Annotated in this window: 16 protein-coding genes and 1 riboswitch; of the genes, 5 read left to right on the top strand and 11 right to left on the bottom strand. The window is 69.5% G+C overall.

Annotated elements, in window-relative coordinates; translation table 11 throughout:
- Positions 1–16: 16 nt before the first annotated feature.
- A complete protein-coding gene (locus tag Y958_RS21800) occupies positions 17–988 on the top strand; it encodes a rhamnan synthesis F family protein (protein ID WP_088873935.1) in 972 nt (323 codons plus the stop codon).
- 20 nt (positions 989–1,008) lie between these two features.
- Here Y958_RS21800 and Y958_RS21805 read toward each other — a convergent pair whose 3' ends face one another.
- The 5 genes from Y958_RS21805 to Y958_RS21825 form a co-directional block, all read right to left on the bottom strand.
- A complete protein-coding gene (locus Y958_RS21805) occupies positions 1,009–1,584 on the bottom strand; it encodes a TetR/AcrR family transcriptional regulator (protein WP_088873936.1) in 576 nt (191 codons plus the stop codon).
- 3 nt (positions 1,585–1,587) lie between these two features.
- Complete coding sequence (locus Y958_RS21810; protein ID WP_088873937.1) at positions 1,588–2,052, bottom strand: nuclear transport factor 2 family protein; 465 nt, start codon at positions 2,050–2,052, stop codon at positions 1,588–1,590.
- A 131-nt stretch (positions 2,053–2,183) separates the two neighbouring features.
- Positions 2,184–2,843: a 3,4-dihydroxy-2-butanone-4-phosphate synthase gene (ribB, locus tag Y958_RS21815; protein WP_425600689.1), complete on the bottom strand. Its 660-nt coding sequence runs from the start codon at positions 2,841–2,843 to the stop codon at positions 2,184–2,186.
- Positions 2,844–3,020: 177 nt separating this feature from the next.
- A riboswitch (FMN riboswitch) is annotated at positions 3,021–3,177 on the bottom strand.
- A 95-nt stretch (positions 3,178–3,272) separates the two neighbouring features.
- Positions 3,273–4,193 carry a heme-dependent oxidative N-demethylase family protein gene (locus Y958_RS21820; protein WP_244909500.1) on the bottom strand — a complete coding sequence of 307 codons (921 nt, stop codon included), beginning with the start codon at positions 4,191–4,193 and terminating at the stop codon, positions 3,273–3,275.
- A 5-nt stretch (positions 4,194–4,198) separates the two neighbouring features.
- Complete coding sequence (locus Y958_RS21825; RefSeq protein ID WP_088873939.1) at positions 4,199–5,281, bottom strand: 3-oxoacyl-ACP synthase III family protein; 1,083 nt, start codon at positions 5,279–5,281, stop codon at positions 4,199–4,201.
- A gap of 75 nt (positions 5,282–5,356) precedes the next feature.
- On the opposite strand from Y958_RS21825, the gene pseG reads away from it, so the two are divergent.
- Genes pseG through Y958_RS21845 form a run of 4 tightly spaced genes read left to right on the top strand, consistent with a single transcriptional unit; the run spans position 5,357 to position 11,011 of the window.
- Positions 5,357–6,418 (top strand): UDP-2,4-diacetamido-2,4,6-trideoxy-beta-L-altropyranose hydrolase, encoded by a 1,062-nt coding sequence (pseG, locus tag Y958_RS21830; protein ID WP_088873940.1) that lies wholly within the window; start codon positions 5,357–5,359, stop codon positions 6,416–6,418.
- A 19-nt stretch (positions 6,419–6,437) separates the two neighbouring features.
- Positions 6,438–10,529, top strand: coding sequence for a DEAD/DEAH box helicase (locus Y958_RS21835; RefSeq protein ID WP_088873941.1), 4,092 nt, complete (start codon positions 6,438–6,440; stop codon positions 10,527–10,529).
- A 27-nt stretch (positions 10,530–10,556) separates the two neighbouring features.
- Complete coding sequence (locus Y958_RS21840; RefSeq protein ID WP_088873942.1) at positions 10,557–10,739, top strand: CopG family transcriptional regulator; 183 nt, start codon at positions 10,557–10,559, stop codon at positions 10,737–10,739.
- Positions 10,736–11,011 (top strand): type II toxin-antitoxin system RelE/ParE family toxin, encoded by a 276-nt coding sequence (locus Y958_RS21845; protein ID WP_244909501.1) that lies wholly within the window; start codon positions 10,736–10,738, stop codon positions 11,009–11,011. The genes Y958_RS21840 and Y958_RS21845 overlap by 4 nt, the downstream gene beginning before the upstream one ends.
- A 7-nt stretch (positions 11,012–11,018) precedes the next feature.
- Here the strand turns inward: Y958_RS21845 and Y958_RS21850 are convergent, their stop codons facing one another.
- The 6 genes from Y958_RS21850 to Y958_RS21875 form a co-directional block, all read right to left on the bottom strand.
- Positions 11,019–11,252 carry a hypothetical protein gene (locus Y958_RS21850; RefSeq protein WP_088873943.1) on the bottom strand — a complete coding sequence of 78 codons (234 nt, stop codon included), beginning with the start codon at positions 11,250–11,252 and terminating at the stop codon, positions 11,019–11,021.
- A 70-nt stretch (positions 11,253–11,322) separates the two neighbouring features.
- Positions 11,323–12,642, bottom strand: a complete 1,320-nt coding sequence (locus tag Y958_RS21855) for an amidohydrolase family protein (RefSeq protein ID WP_211098644.1) — start codon at positions 12,640–12,642, stop codon at positions 11,323–11,325.
- Positions 12,639–14,168: an amidohydrolase gene (locus Y958_RS21860; RefSeq protein WP_186291400.1), complete on the bottom strand. Its 1,530-nt coding sequence runs from the start codon at positions 14,166–14,168 to the stop codon at positions 12,639–12,641. The genes Y958_RS21855 and Y958_RS21860 overlap by 4 nt, the downstream gene beginning before the upstream one ends.
- Before the next feature lie 255 nt (positions 14,169–14,423).
- Positions 14,424–14,690 (bottom strand): hypothetical protein, encoded by a 267-nt coding sequence (locus tag Y958_RS21865; RefSeq protein WP_088873946.1) that lies wholly within the window; start codon positions 14,688–14,690, stop codon positions 14,424–14,426.
- A complete protein-coding gene (locus Y958_RS21870; RefSeq protein WP_145727644.1) occupies positions 14,687–15,523 on the bottom strand; it encodes an alpha/beta fold hydrolase in 837 nt (278 codons plus the stop codon). Before Y958_RS21870 ends, Y958_RS21865 begins: the two co-directional genes overlap by 4 nt.
- 3 nt (positions 15,524–15,526) lie before the next feature.
- Positions 15,527–15,760 carry a phosphopantetheine-binding protein gene (locus Y958_RS21875; RefSeq protein WP_088873948.1) on the bottom strand — a complete coding sequence of 78 codons (234 nt, stop codon included), beginning with the start codon at positions 15,758–15,760 and terminating at the stop codon, positions 15,527–15,529.
- Positions 15,761–15,764: the final 4 nt, after the last annotated feature.

Genomic DNA, 15,764 nt, shown 5'->3' on the forward strand with positions numbered 1-15,764 from the left:
GGCAAGGCCCCCGACTATGATCCCGACCGACCATCCCCCCGTCGTCGTCCCCCGCCGCGTGGCGCTGTTCGCCCATTTCGACCGCGACGGCCAGATCGACGACCATGTCCTCTATTACCTGCGCAGCCTGCGCGAGGTGGCGGAGCGCATCCTGTTCGTTTCCGACGGCGCCCTTATGGAAGGCCAGGGGGAGCGGCTGGCGGGCCTGGCCGAACTGGTCCACGCCGGCCGCCACGGCGCCTATGACTTCGGCAGCTGGAAGCTGGGCTTCCAGGCCCTGGGCGCCGACCTCGCCCTTTATGACGAGGTCATCGTCGCCAACGACAGCTGCTATGGCGGCGTGTTCCCCTTCGCCCCGGTGTTCGACACGATGGCGGGGCAGGACTGCGACTTCTGGGGGCTGACCGATGGGCTGGTGGATGGCGACATCCGCTATCTGACCAGCAACTTCCTGGTCTTCCGCCCGGCGGTGACCAACCATCCGGAATTCACCCGCTTCTGGAACGAGGTGACGCGGCAGCCCGACAAGGCGGCCGTCTGCCGCGCCTACGAATTCGGCCTCAGCCAGCGGCTGCTGGCCCTTGGTTTCCGCCCCGGCCGCTACCTGCCACGGCCCTTCGTGGCCAAGGAGCTGTACTCCGACGTCTATTTCGACGCGTGCCTGGAGACATACCGCATGCCCCTGGTGAAGGTGGCGGTGTTCAGCCAGAACCAGCAGCGCGTGGCCCGGCTGCGCGACCGGCTGGAGCGCATGGCCCGGTACTACCCCGTCAACCTGATCGAGGCGCACGTGGCCCGCCTGTGCGGTACCCCGCATCCCGTCATCCACGACCTGCCCTGGCGGCAAGAGCGTACACGCCTGGCCCCACTGCCAGGCACGTACAGGCGCAGCAAGTACAGCCGGAGCCTGCGCTGGTGGCTGTGTTACATCCGCATCCTGGGCGTGCCGGTATTCGCCACCGCCCGGCGGGTGCGGGCGGTGGCATAGCGCCGGTCAGGCGCGCCATTTCAATCCCCTGCCGTGATACGCCGCAGCCGCGCCAGCGTGCGGGTGAACACACCGGTGTCGTTCAGCGCCCGGGACAGCACCAGGGCGCCCTGGATGCCGGCCACCACCTCCTCCGCATCGGCTCGGGCCTGGTCCGGGTCGCGGCCCGCCCGAACCAGGGCCCCGGCCAGGGCCTGCACCCAGGCGGCGAAATAGCCGTGCACCTGTTGGGTGAACAGGTCGCGGGCATCGCCCAGGGCGAAGACGCCCACGACGCACACCCGCTGGCCGGAGCGGAAATAGGCGTCGGTGGCCTGGAACATGGCCTCCACCGCCTTTAAACTACCGTCCGCCTGGCCACCGTCCGCCTGGTCGAGCGGCTCGAAGACATGGGTGCGGAACCAGCCCTCGATATGGGCCAGTACCACTTCCGCCATCTCGGCCTTGCCGCCGGGGAAGAAATTGTAAAGGCTGCCCTTGCCCAGGCCCGTGCGGGCGGTGATGGCCGACAGGCTGGCGCCTTCAAAGCCATGATCGCGGAAGACCTCGGCCAGGACGGGGATGACGTCCTGGCGATCGGCGAGGGTGCGCGCCATGGCTCACAGGCCCAGGTCGCTGAGGCCGGGGTGGTCATCCGGACGGCGGCCCAGCGGCCAGTGGAATTTGCGGTCCGCCTCCTTGATGGGGTGTTCGTTGATGCTGGCGTGGCGCGCCCGCATCAGGCCGTCGGCGTCGAACTCCCAATTCTCATTGCCGTAGGCGCGGAACCAGTTGCCGCTATCATCGCGATATTCGTACGCGAAGCGTACGGCGATGCGGTTTTCAGTGTATGCCCAGATTTCCTTGATCAGGCGGTAGTCCAACTCCTTGGCCCACTTCCGGGCCAGGAAGGCCTCGATCGCCGGCCGGCCGGTGACGAATTCCGCCCGGTTGCGCCAGCGGCTATCCACCGTGTAGGCCTGCGCCACCTTGGCGGGATCGCGGCTGTTCCAGCCATCCTCGGCGGCGCGCACCTTCTGGATGGCGGTCTCTTGCGTGAAAGGCGGCAGGGGCGGGCGGGACATCTGAACCTCCATGACGAAACTGCGAAGACAGTGACATGTACCGATCGGTACGTTGTTGACCGATTGGTACAATGAAATTCCCGCTCCGGCAAGAGGTCTTTGCGTCCCGCCCGCTTTTTTCACCTCATGGTTCAGGCGACGGCGCGCCACGGGGCCGCCACCGCCACCAGATCCTCAATGCTGACCAGGGGCATGCCATGGGTTTCGGCATAGGTCACCAGGTCGGGCAGGCGGGCCATGCTGCCGTCGGGCTTCATCACCTCGCACAGCACGCCGGCGGGGGTGCGGCCGGCGCGGCGCACGAGGTCGATGGTGGCCTCGGTATGCCCGCGGCGGGCCGCCAGCCCACCGGGATGGGCACGCAAGGGGAAGACGTGGCCGGGGCGGGCCAGGTCTTCCGGCTGGGCGCCATCGGCGATGGCCGTGCGGATGGTGGTGACACGATCCGCGGCCGAGACACCGGTGGTGACGCCGGCCTTGGCCTCGATGCTGACGGTGAAGGCGGTGCCGTAGCGCGAGGAATTGGCGCCCACCATGGGCGGCAGGTCCAGGGCGCGGGCGCGTTCGTCGGTCAGCACCAGGCAGACGATGCCGCTGCAATCGCGGATCAGCAGCGCCATCTGTTCCACCGTCAGGCTGTCGGCGGCGTAGATGACATCGCCTTCGTTTTCACGGTCGGCATCGTCGACGACGATCACGCCCTGGCCCGCCTGGATGGCGGCCACGGCGCGGGCCACCCGGGTTTCGGCGTCGCCGAACCGGGACAGCAAATCGTCGTCATGGGCGGGAATTTGAGAAATCTGACTCAAGGGTCTCACTCCGTTGAACAATCGGGCGAGCCTGAATCAGGGCAAAAAGAGACTATGGGCGGACGGAAATCCCCCCGAGGCAAGCCCCATGCGCGGACGCGCGCCCGAACCTGAAGCCCGGCAGGGCACCCAGGGGGAGCGCCCGCACATCGCGGGCCGGCTCATCCTCTTTCATCCGGACTGTAACCGTCGGCCCCGGCGTTTCACCGGGTCTGCTGACCCCGTGGGCGTCACCGCCCCCGGGCGCTCGCGGGCTCCCCCTCCCTTAAGAGGGGATACCGCCGGTCGGGATTTCCACCCTGCCCTGAGAACAAGCGTGTTGCCATCCGGCGATGGCCGGATGGTCTGTCGATAGGACAATCCCGCGCCCACCCTGTCAACACGCGGACGGTTGGAATTTCCTCATGGGCCTTATGAGGAGCCGAGGCCTTGCGCCAAACGACCCAGGAAGCCAAGGGCGGGGCCGCCGGTGCGCGGCAGGCCTTTATAGCGGGCCACCGGTTCCGGCACCGTGCGCAGGATGTGGGCGAACTGCGCCGCCTCGGTCGCGGTCAGGTCGGCCAGGGCGCGCTGATAGGTGCGGATGGTGAACAGTATGGCACCGGTGGCGGGCAGCCGGCGCAAGGTCTGGCGTTCGATGCGCAGGAACAGGCGGTGCCCGGCATTATCGGCGGTGATGGCGTTATCGGCGGCGGTGTGCGCCACCTCATCCGGCTGGAACAGGGCGGGGTCGTCGTTCAGGCCCCAGTTCATGCGCCATACCGGCCGTTCCGGCGCCAGGGTTTCCAGGAAGCGGTCCACCGGCCGCCCCAGTTTCTCGCCATATAGGGCCACCGGCGCGTGGATGCCGGCCATGGGCCGCCCCAGCTTTTCATGCAGGCGCCAGCGGTTGGGGAAGCACAGCACGGCGGCGGCCAGCACCGGCACGCCATCAGGGTCCGGCAGCAACAGGCAGAGATCCTCCGCCACCAGGCGGCCGGCGACCTCCAGCGGATTAGGGCCGGCGTCCGCCAAGTCCCAGGCCTCCCCGGTGATGTGGCAGGGGAAACGGTGCCCGTCGCGGGTGTAGGCACGCGGGAAGTGACGGGACAGATGGTCCGCCAGCAACGCCAGCAATTCCCCCTGGGCCGCCTCGCCGCCCGGCAGGAAGCCGGTCACGGCCCCGTGCCGCTGGACCAGCAACTGGCGGCGCTGCGCCAACAGGGCGGGGCAGCTGTCGTCCACCATCAGCCACCGGGCGGGGTCCAGGGCCATCAGGCCCATGGCCATGCGCCAGTCGCCGCCGTCGAACGGCCAGCACGGCTGCTCCGGCGGCAGATCCCAGGCGTTCACGGGCGTCAGACTTCCAGCGGCGCGAAATCGTCCGGCAACTCCGCCAGCGTGGGCTCGGCGATGGGGCCGACCTCCGCAACCAGGGTGCCCCAGGACCACCCGACGCCGAAGCCGGCCATCAGCAGCTTCTTCGGACCTTCCGCCAGCATGGGGCCCAGGCGGTGGCAGATGGCCAGCGGGACGGAGGCGGAGCTGGTGTTGCCGAACTTCTCCATGTCGATCAGGAAGCGCTCGGGCGCCGCCCCGATCTTCTTGCGGATGTGGTCCAGCATCATGCGGTTCGCCTGGTGCGGGACGATCATATCCAAATCGTCCAGCGTCACGCCGGCATGCTCCATCGCCTCGCGCAGCAGCGGCGGGACGGAGCGCAAGGTGAAGGTGAAGACCTCCGCCCCGTTCAGGTGCAGGCGGGCGTCGCGGTAGAGGCGCTTGTGCTCCTCCTCCGACCAGGGCTCCTCGCCCGGGATCAGGCAGTCGCGCTTGCCGCCGGCCTTCACGAAGATGTGCTTGGCCCCGCTGCCATCAGTGCCCAGGATGGCGTGGATGGGGGGCGCGTCGGCATCCACCTCCAGCGCCGTGGCGCTGCCCGCGTCGCCGAACAGGGGAAGGGTGGCGCGGTCGTCCGGGCGCAGCCAGCGGGCGGAATTGTCGCCGGCCAGCACCAGCGCGCGCCGCGCCGTGCTGCCGCCCAGGAGGCGCGCCGCCATCCAGGTGCCATAGGCGAAGCCGGAGCAGCCCAGCGGCACGTCGAAGGCCGCCGTGCTGGTGGGCAGCCCCAGGCGCCGCTGCATGACGGCGGCGGTGACGGGCAGCACGTAATCGGCATCCTGGCTGACAAAGATCAGAAGGTCGACCGAGGCCGGGTCCCAGCCCAGCTGTTGCATCAGCCCCTCGGCCGCCGCCACGCACATGTCGGACGCCATGTAGGGCCGGGGCAGCAGGCGCCGCTCCGCCACGCCGATGGTGGCGTAGAGCTTCTTCGCCTCATCTTCCGTGAACAGGGTGTGGTCTTCCAGGTAGGAATGCCGTTCCTTCGGCACCACGGCCCGGAAGCCCTTGATCCGCACGCCTTCGACGATGGCCTTCACCGCAACCCGCCCTGAGAGAAGTGTCCTTAGCTGCTATACTATGGCCATTCCCGCCCCGATGCCAAAGGCCCTCTGTTGAGCACCATCCTGATCCGCGCCGACGCCACCGCGTCCATGGGCACCGGCCACGTCATGCGCTGCCTGTCGGTGGCGGAGGCCTTGCGGGAACGGGGGATATCACCCCTGTTCGGTGCCGTGGACCTGCCGCCCGCCCTGGCGCGTCGGCTGGACGCCGCCGGCTTCGGCGTCAGCCTGCTGGCGGGCCCGGCGGCAAGTGGGGCGGACCTGGCCAGCCTGGCCGGGCAGATACGCCGGCACGACGCCCGCGCCGTGATCCTGGACGGTTATCACTTCAACGATGCCTATCGTGCCGGACTGGCGGCGCTGGGCAAACCGGTCATGGCCTTCGACGACGGGCCGGGCACGCGGCCCCTGCACGCCCGGCTGATTGTGAACGCAGGCGCGGCGGTGGATGAGGCCACCTATCGCGCCGCCAATCCGGATGCCATGCTGGCGCTGGGGCCCGCCTATGCCCCCCTGCGGGTGGAGTTCCGCCGGGCGCGCGGCCAGGCCTTGCCCCCCCTTGACCGCCGTCGCCGCCTGCTGCTGACCTTCGGCGGCACCGACCCGGCGGGCCTGACGCTGCCCTGCCTGAAGCGCCTGGCCCCAGCCCTGCCGGCCGGCGCCGGCCTGGACGTGGTGGTGGGCGGCAGCAACCCCAACACCGACTGCATCCGCACCGCCGGAGACCGCTACCCCAACACGGTCGTCCATGTGGAAACGCCGCGCATGGCCGACCTGATGCGCGAAGCAGGCCTGGCCCTGTCCGCCGCCGGCGGCACCTTGGGGGAGTTGGCCTGCCTGGCGGTGCCCACGCTGCTGGTGGTGGTGGCGGATAACCAGGCCAGCAGTGCCGGCGCGGTGGCGGCATCAGGCAAGGCCCGGGTCATCGACGCGCGCGGCATGGACAAGGCCGAGGCGGCGGAGCGCATCACGGCCGACGCCCTGGCGCTATGGGCCGATGCCGACGCACGCGCGGCCCTGAGCCACCGCATCGGCGAGGGCGATGGCGGCCAGATGGTGGACGGGTTGGGCGCGGTGCGCATCGCCGACGCGTTGCTGGCCCTGCCGGCCTGATCGCCGTTATGGTCGCCGCATGACCCCGCCCGATCTCGACGCGCTTTCGCCGCCCGACCGCATCCTGCTGCGCCTCATCGCCCTGATCGGATCGCTGCCGCCGGCCCGGGCGCTGCTGGATTGCCTGAACCAGGCGCGCGTCAGCCCCACCCCCTGGACCCATGAGGCGCTGATCGAGGCGCAGAACAGCCTGCGCCGCCACGGCCTGCTGAACAACAAGATGGCCTGCCCGCCCGCGCTGGCGCACGCCGTGGCCATCGCGGCGCTGGAAACGGCGGAGGGCAAGGCCCTGGCCATCGCCATCCGCACCCAGCTGCCCGGTGAATCGAAAAGCTATTGGGACCCCAAGCTGGTGGAGATCGATTTCGCGCGTGGCCTGAGGTTGGCCGCGTTGCAGAACGATGGGGCGGAGGTCCAGCGCCTGCTGGGCCTGGTCAGGCGTCCCGCCCATGCGCTGCCGGAGCTGTTCAATCGCCATTTCACGCTGGTGCCGCTGAGGGTCGACTGGCTGGCCGGACGCGCGCCGGTGATCCAGGCGACGCTGCTGGCGGCGAAGCTCGGCCATTGGATGGCCACGGCGGAAATGTCGCCGGATCTGCCGGCCCTGGTCGATCACGCCCAGGCGCACCAGATCCTGCGCCGCGATTGCTTCACCCTGATCGCCGACTTCCGGCTATTGAGCGGGCAATTGCCAGCGTTGCAAGCGTTGCTGGCGAATACGCCCATGCCGGAGGCGGCCCTGCCCTATGCCGCCGCCCACGCCCTGCTGTCGGAGGACGCGCCCCGCGCCCGCGCCCTGTTCGGCGAGGCCGTGACGCAGCACCGCCGGGCCCTGCGCAAGCGCAAGGGCGGCCTGCCTGGACACCTGGGCGTGCTGCACCTGTGCGCGCAATTGGCTGGGGGCGACCCGGCCCAGCACGCCGCCATCCCCGCCCTGGCGCAAGACCATATCCAGGCCGGCCAGATCCCGCTGGGCTCCATGGCCATCGAGGCCCTGGCCAGCTTGTCCGCCAACAAGCCGGAAGCGGCGCTGAACAGCGTGAAATGGCTGCTGAGCGCCACCGACACCATGGCCCGGCCCTCCCCCCTGGGCTTGGGGCTGGTGGCCGTGGCGGCGGCCGTGGTGGACGCGGCGCTGGCCCGCCACCATGCCGACGCCTGGGATCAGTGGTTCCGCCATCTGGCCCCCACCATGCCCCTGGCCGCCGACCTGATGGCGGAGGTGCTGGCCCGGGTGGCCAACAATCCCACCCCCTATCAGACCCATCTGGCGCGGCCCGACAGACACGTGACGCTGCGCTTCCTGACCCTGCTGCCCGTGAAGGAGCCGTGGGAGCGGGCGCTGGAGAGCCTGGAGGTGTTGCTGGAGCCGCCGGCGCCGGTGGAGAGGAAGACGACAGGCAAGCGCCTGGCCTGGCTGGTCGATCCCAGCAGCGGGGCGGTGGAACCGGTAGAGCAGGTGCAGCAGCGCGGCCCCACCAAAAGCCCGACCCAGGGCTGGAGCGTGGGACGGCCCATTCCGCTGAAGCGTCTCTACCAGGGTGACGCCCAGCTGACCTATCTGGATGAGTTCGACCGGCGGGTCATCGCCACCATCGCCCGCGATTACGACGGCTGGGGCCACGGCCGCTCCCGCTACGACTATTTCCTGCCACCACGCGACACGCTGCCGGCCCTGGTGGGCCATCCCCGCGTGTTCTATCGCCGCGAGCCGGGACCGCCGGTGGAGTTGGTGCTGGCGCGGCCGGAGCTGGTGCTGGCTGGCACCCGGGGCGGCTACCGCTTGGCCCTGTCGCATCCGGCCGAAGAGGTGGACGCCATCATGGAGGTGGAGGGGCCCACCCGCTGGCGCGTGGTGGTGATCGACGACAAGGCCGTGGCGGCGGGCAAGCTGCTGGGCGCGGACGGCATCACCGTGCCAGCCATGGCGCGCGACCGCCTGGCCGCCATCGCGCGCTCCCGCATGCCCGACCTGCCGGTGCGGGTGGAGGCCGCCGATCTGGACGAGGGCCGGACGGAGGCGGGCGACTCCGCCCCGGTGGTGCGCCTGCGCCTGCTGGACCCGGGTCTCAAGGTTACGCTGGTCGTGCGGCCGCTGGGGCCCGACGGCCCCCATTTCGCGCCGGGACAGGGCAGCCGGCGCGTCACCGGCAACGGCCGGCGCGCCCTGCGTGACCTGGCGGCGGAGGAACGCCTGGCCCAGGCCCTGGCCGATGCCTGCCCCAGCCTGGGCGGCGAGGGCCCGGAATGGGAGTTGGAGGGCCTGAGCGCCGCGCTGGAATTCCTGAGCGAGCTGAAGGCCCTGCCCCAACCACCGACCCTGGAGTGGCCGGAGGGACAGAAGCTGACCCTGCGCGGCGGCGAGGCCGGCACCAGCCATTTCAGCACCACGGTCAAAAGCACCGAAAGCTGGTTCGCCGTGGGCGGAACCCTGAAGCTGGACGAGGGGCTGGTACTGGACCTGAAGGATTTGCTGGTCCGGCTTGAGGACGCGCCCGGCCGTTTCGTGCCCCTGGGCGACGGCCAGTTCGTGGCCCTGGACCGCCATTTCCGCCAGCAGTTGGACCGCCTGTTGCGCATGGGGGGCGTGAAGGTCCCGCGCGCGGCCGGCGCCGCCCTGCGCGGCCTGGTCGAGGAGGCGGCCTCGGCCCAGGTGGACCAGGCCTGGCGCGCCTTCATCCAGAACCTGGACGACGCCGCGGCTTGGCAGCCGCTCCTGCCCAACGGCCTGACCGCCGAACTGCGCGACTACCAGGCGGAGGGATATTTCTGGATGAGCCGCCTGGCACGCCTGGGTGCCGGCGCCCTGCTGGCCGATGACATGGGCCTGGGCAAGACTGTGCAGGCGATAGCCCTGATGGCGGCCAAGGCCGGCGACGGCCCCATGCTGGTGGTGGCCCCCACCTCCGTCGCCGGCAACTGGCAATCGGAACTGGCGCGCTTCGCCCCTGGGCTGACCGTGCACCGCCTGGCCGAAACAGGCGGGCGCCAGGAGGTGCTGCGCGCCCTGGGGCCCGGCGACGTGCTGGTGACCACCTACGGCCTGCTGGTACGGGAGGAGGCGCTGCTGGCGGCCGTGCCCTGGGCCGTGGCCGTGCTGGACGAGGCGCAGGCCATCAAGAACCCGGACACCCGCCGCGCCCAGGCCGCCCGCACGCTGAACGCCGGCTTCCGCCTGGCCCTGACCGGCACGCCGGTGGAAAACGACCTGGAAGAGCTGTGGAGCCTGTTCCAGTTCACCAACCCCGGCCTGCTGGGCAGCCGCAAGACCTTCGCCCAGCGCTTCGGCACCCCCATCCAGGCGGCGCACAGCCCCGGCGCCCGCGCGGCCCTGCGCGCGGTGGTCCAACCCTTCCTGCTGCGCCGGACCAAGGCGTCCGTACTGTCCGAACTGCCCCCGCGCACGGAGCAGACCCTGCTGGTCGAGCGCGGGGCGGAGGAGATCGCCTTTTACGAAGCGTTGCGCCGCCGCGCCCTTGAAAAACTGGAGGAGATGTCGGGCGAGCGGTCCCGCATCCACATCCTGGCGGAGATCACCCGCCTGCGGCAGGCCTGCTGCCACCCCGACCTGGTGGCGGCCGACGCGCACCTGCCCTCAGCCAAGCTGGATGCCTTCCTGGAACTGGTCGACGAACTGCGCGAGGGCGGCCACCGCGCCCTGGTATTCAGCCAATTCATCGGCCACCTGGCGCGGGTGCGCACCGCCTTGGACCGCATGGGCGTCACCTATCAACTGCTGGACGGCAGCCTGACGGCGGCGGAGCGGCAGCGGCGGGTGGCGGCCTTCCAGGCGGGCGAGGGCGAGTTGTTCCTGATCAGCCTGAAGGCCGGCGGCGTGGGCCTGAACCTGACGGCGGCCGACTATGTCATCCACCTGGACCCGTGGTGGAACCCCGCCGTGGAGGACCAGGCGTCCGATCGCGCCCACCGCATCGGCCAGCGCCGGCCGGTGACCATCTACCGCCTGATCCTGAAGGGCAGCATCGAGGAGGGCATCGTCGCCCTGCATGGCCGCAAGCGCGACCTGGCCGACGCCCTGCTGCAGGACGCTGATGCCGCCGGCCACTTGTCGGACGAGGATCTGCTGGCCTTGATCCGGGGTGTGGGCTGAGCGGCGGGCCTATGGTAGGCTACCGTCATGACCCAGCCCGCTTCCATTTTCGACATCGTGGACGAGGACGCCAAGCGTCGCGCCATTGAGGCGGCGCGCGCGTCGGTTGCCGCTGGCAACGTCGTGGATCATGATGTCGTTGTGCAATGGCTTGAGCAGTTGCTGGCGGGAAAGAAAGTTCCCCCGCCCTCCTCCTCCGGGCAAACTTGAAGCGAATTCGCTGGTCCATCGATGCGCTGGGCGACGTCGATCGACACGTCGCCTATATCGCCGCTTTCAATCTTGTCGCCGCCGAACGGGTTTTGCGGGCGCTGCTGACCACGGCGAACAGCCTGCTCACCTTCCCAAATCGGGGCCGTCGGGGCAGCGTACCTGGGACGCGGGAGTTGCTGGTCTTTCCGCCCTACGTGATCATCTACGAAGTCATGGACGATGAGATCATCATCCTGCGCGTCTGGCACGGGGCGCAGGATCGGGGCTGATCCGGCACTACCAGTGCCGATCCACCCAGATCCATGCCTCGATGAAGCCACCCAGGACGGCCAGCAGGGCCACGGTCAGGCCCAGGCTGCGGGCGAATTCGCCGAACTCGCCCTGCTTATGGGCGCTGCGGGCGGTCAGCAGCAGGTAGGCCGCCACCATGGCACCGATGATCACCCAGACGGAGACGCCGTGGATCCAGCCGCTGACGGTGTCGCTGAGGTCGTAGTACCAGTCGGGCATGGGGCCGGGTCCAAGAGAAAAGGGCGGGGCGCCCCGCCGGAACGCCCCGCCCCCCTTTAGACGATAATACTCAGTTGCGATAGGCCGGCGGCAGAGCCGCGTCGGGCGTCTGGTAGCGATGGGCCAGATCCTGCGCCCGGCTGGTCAGGGGCGCCTCGGTCCCGCGGACGAAGACATGCTCCGCCACCGACAGGATTTCCAGGGGATCGCCCGACCACACCACCAGGTCGGCGTCGCGGCCGGGCTCAATCGTGCCCGCCCGGTCATTGAAGCCGAAGACCTTGGCCGGGGTGGCGGTGATGGCCGCCAGCGCCGCAGGCCACGGCATGCCGTGGGCGACAGCGTTGCCGGCATTGTAGCGCACCTGGCGGGCATAGTGGCCGACGTACGGCCCTTTGATCACCACGGTGGCGCCGGCCGCCTGCAGGATGGCGGCGTTTTCCAGCCGCGCGTTCAGGCTTTCGAAGTCGCGCGGCAGGTTGGCCAGGGGATCGACCACCACGGGCACGCCCGAGGCCGCGATCTCCGGCGCCATCATCCAGCCTTCCTCCACCCCATCCAGGATGAGCTTCAACTTCAGCCGCTTGCCCAGTTCCAGGGTGCGGCGGATATCGGCGACCCGGTGCACGCCCACCAGCAGGGGCATCTTGCCCTGGATGACCGGCAGCAGGGCCTCAAGGTCCTCCTTGCTCTGGCGGTAGGGGCGGTGGGTGCCATGCTCATACCCGCCCTTGTTGGCGGCGTAGCTGGCCGCTTCCTCCAGGCTGGATTCCAGCAGTTGCAGCACGCCGCCATGGCTGCCGCCCAGATGCTCCATGGCCTCGGTGCCCACGTCCACCACCAGCACGGCGCGGCGCTTGGTGATGCTGTCGGTGCCGCCAGACATGTCGACCACGGCCGCCTGGCCGGCGAACAGCTTCTCCCCCTTCTTCTCGCCCCGTCCGGACAGCTCCGGCGTGACCAGCGCCCGGGTGACACCGCCCACACGGGCCACCGGCACCAGCATGGAGGCGGGGTTGATGCCCAGCGACACGTCGAAGGACGCCGACATCTCGGCCGTCGCCCCGGCGAAATCGTTGCTGGAGGCCTCGCCCTCCACCTCGCCGGCGCCCAGGCTCGTGTCGCTGGCCACCAGGCCCGGCGTCACGATGTGGCCCTTGGCGTCCACCCGGCGGGCGTCGGCCGGAATGGATATTGAGGCGCCCACCGCCTGGATACGGCCATCGCGGATGAGGATGGTGCCGGACGAAATCTCCCCCGCCGGTCCCATGGTCTCGATACGCGCGTTGGTGATGGCCACCGTCTCGGCGCCGGCGGCGCCGGCCAGCAGGACCAGGGATGAGGCCGCAGCCATCAGGGTATGGCCCATTAAGGTGTGACGGCGGCTCATTGCGGCTGCTCCGTGCTGGTGGTCAAGACGGGGCGGCCGGGTCCGACACCCTGGGGCCCGGGATGGGCGGGGCCGGTCTGGCCTAGTTCGAAGTCGGACTTGGGCTGCGCCGCCGGATCGTGGCGATCGTAGACCAGGGCGCCGTCGATGAAGACCTGATCGGCCGTGGCGTAGACGCTGAAGGGATCGGCGCTCCACAGCACCACGTCACCCATCTTGCCGGCCTCCAGCGTGCCGGTCTTGTCCAGCACGCCGATGGACTTGGCGGGGTTGGCCGTCACCCACTTGATGGCCTCGGCCTCGTCGATCTGGATACCCATGCGCCGGCCGGCGGCCAGGGCGATGGTGGCCTCCTGCACCAGGTGCTGGGTCAGGATGTCGTCGTCGGAGTGGATGACGGTGCAGACGCCGGCCTTCTGCAGCAGGGCGGCGTTCTCCTCGATGCCGTCGTACGCCTCCATCTTGAAGCCCCACCATTCGCCCCAGGTGGCGACGCAGATGTCCTCCTTCTTCAGGATGTCGGCGATCTTGTAGGCCTCCGACCCATGGTGGAACATGGCGATGTGGAAGCCGAACTCGTGCGAGATGTCGATCATCTGCGCCATCTCGTCGGCGCGGTAGCAGTGATTCTGCACCAGGATGCTGCCGTCCAGCACGCCGGCCAGCGTGTCCATCTGCAGGTCGCGCTTGGGCGCGTCGGGCGCCTTGTCGCCCTTGCCGGCCTTGTAGTCGGCCAGCTTGCGGCGGTAGTCGTCCCACTTGCGGCGATATTCCTGGGCGTCGATCCAGGCCTTGCGATAGCCGAAGACGTTGCCCATGCGGGTGGCCGGCGTGCGGCCCTTGCTGCCGTAGACCCGCTTGGGGTTCTCACCGCAGGCCATCTTCAGCCCATAAGGCGCGCCGGGGAACTTCTTGTCCTGCACCGTGCGGCCCGGCACATTCTTCAGGATGACGGCGCGACCGCCGAACAGGTTGGCGGAACCCGGCAGGATCTCCAGCGTGGTGATGCCGCCCTCCAGCGCGCGGATGAAGCCCGGATCCTGCGGCCAGACGGAATGTTCGGCCCATACCTGCGCGGTGTTGGGGTCCGTCATCTCATTGCCGTCGGAATTGGCCCAGACACTGGGCGTGGCGTAGACGCCCAGGTGGCTGTGGGCGTCGATGATGCCCGGGGTCACGTACTTGCCATGGGCATCGATGACCTTGGCGCCGTCCGGCACCGCGATGTCCTTGCCCACCGCCGCGATCTTGCCATCCACCAGCACCACGGTGCCGCCATCGATGCGGGCGCCCGTGCCGGTGAAGATGGTGGCCCCCACCAGGGCTGTCGCCACCGACGGCAGGGGATGGTAGGTGCTGGGGAAGGGGTTCTTGTCATCGGCCGGATCGAGGCCGGCGTAGACCGGCTTGTCCTTGCCCTTGTCAGCCGGGGATGCGGCCGGGCTGTCCTGGTGCGCGCTGGAAGCGCAGGCGCCGAGCAGCGCCAGTGCGGCCACCAGCGGGACCACGCGATGGTGTCGTTTCATGGAAGTATCGTCTTCCCGTTCTGCCGGGTGCCCAGAAAGGCGCCCGCCCCCAGGATGGGAACGCCGCCTTCGCCCCTGTTGATTGTTGTAACGCCCCAAGGAGTTAAGGCAGGCCGTCTCAAAAAAGTGCGCTGCTTCAACCTTGTTGATAAGGCTAACAGAGGCCGGGGCGCCTGGAAACGGCGCGATACAGTTCCGTTACAAATCGGATAGAATATCCGATGTATTCCTGAAGCGCCGGCGGGCGCGTCGGCATTACGCTTCCAAGTACAGCGCCGCCAATTCGCCGGCGGTGGTGAACTGGCGAAAGCCGGCGCGGAAGGGATCCGTGCCGGTCAGCTGTTCCAGCGCCACCAGCAGGGTGGCGAGGTCCAGGCTGTCGAAGGGCATCCCGCCGTCCAGGAAGCGTGTCTCCGGCCCGAAGGATCCGGTCCAGGCCTCGCCCTTGTCGGCCAGGACCTTCAGGACCTCATTATGGATCAGCGCGAGCATGGCGCCCTCGTTCAGTCCGATCGTGCTCATGCGTGGAACTCCGTCAGCAGGGCGTTGACCCGCGTGGCCGCCTGGGCCTGGGGCATGTGGCCAACGCCGGGCAAGCGATGCAAGATGATATGGGATGGGATGGCGCCAGCTTCCGGCGGCGGCACGATATCGTCGGCCTCGCCCCAGATCAGCTGCAGCGGCGGCAGCGGCTGGGTCCAGTCGAAGTGCCGCGGGGCGGCGTCGATGTCGGCCACCAGCCGGTCCAGCAGCCGGGTCAGCGGCCCGCGCGCCACGGGATCGGCCAGGCGGGACAGGAAGGCGCGAGCCAGCACATCGCGGTTGGGCGGGGCCCCCGCGAACAGCCGATCGATCAAGGCGCGGGCCTGGTCCAGGGTTTCCAATGTGCACAGCGCGTGCAGGAAGGCGGCATCCACCCGGCTGCCCAATCCGGCGCAGGCGATCAGGCTCATGCGGCGCAGCCGGTCCGGATGGCGTTCAGCCAGCAGCAGGCTGACCCTGCCGCCCATGGAATGGCCGATGATGTCAGCCTTGTCGACGCCGGCGGCGTCCATCAGCCGCACCACCCAGTCGGCGACACCGCCCAGGCCAGACGGCACGTCGAGGGTGGAGGCGCCATGGCCCGGCAGATCCACGGCCAGCACCCGGCGGCCGATTGACCCCGGCGCACCCTTCACCAGCGCCTGGATGTTGAATTGCCAGGACAGCGCGTCGCCGCCGAAACCGTGGATCAGCACCAGCGGCGCGTCGCCGGTCTCCTTCGGCCCCCGGTCGACGGCGGCGCCGGGGCCGCCGGCGAAACGCAGCATCCGGCGGCCGGCCAGCAGCCGTTCCGGCTCAGTCCCTGAACTCACCGGTCAGGCCGTGACGTGGTCCGACACCAGGGCCAGCAGGTCGTCCACGGTCTTGGCCTTGGCCAGATCCTCGCCCGCCACCACGGTGTTGAACTTCTCATCCACCAGGGCGATGAAGCTGATGACCGCCAGGCTGTCCCAGCTGTCGATCTCATCCAGCGTTTCGCCGCCCTTCAGGGTGCCGGGGTCCAGCTCCAGCATCTCATCCAGCGCCGCCAGGAATTCGTTCCGGTTCATCTCT

The sequence above is a fragment of the Nitrospirillum viridazoti CBAmc genome (assembly GCF_000730165.1).
GTDB classification, from domain to species: domain Bacteria; phylum Pseudomonadota; class Alphaproteobacteria; order Azospirillales; family Azospirillaceae; genus Nitrospirillum; species Nitrospirillum viridazoti.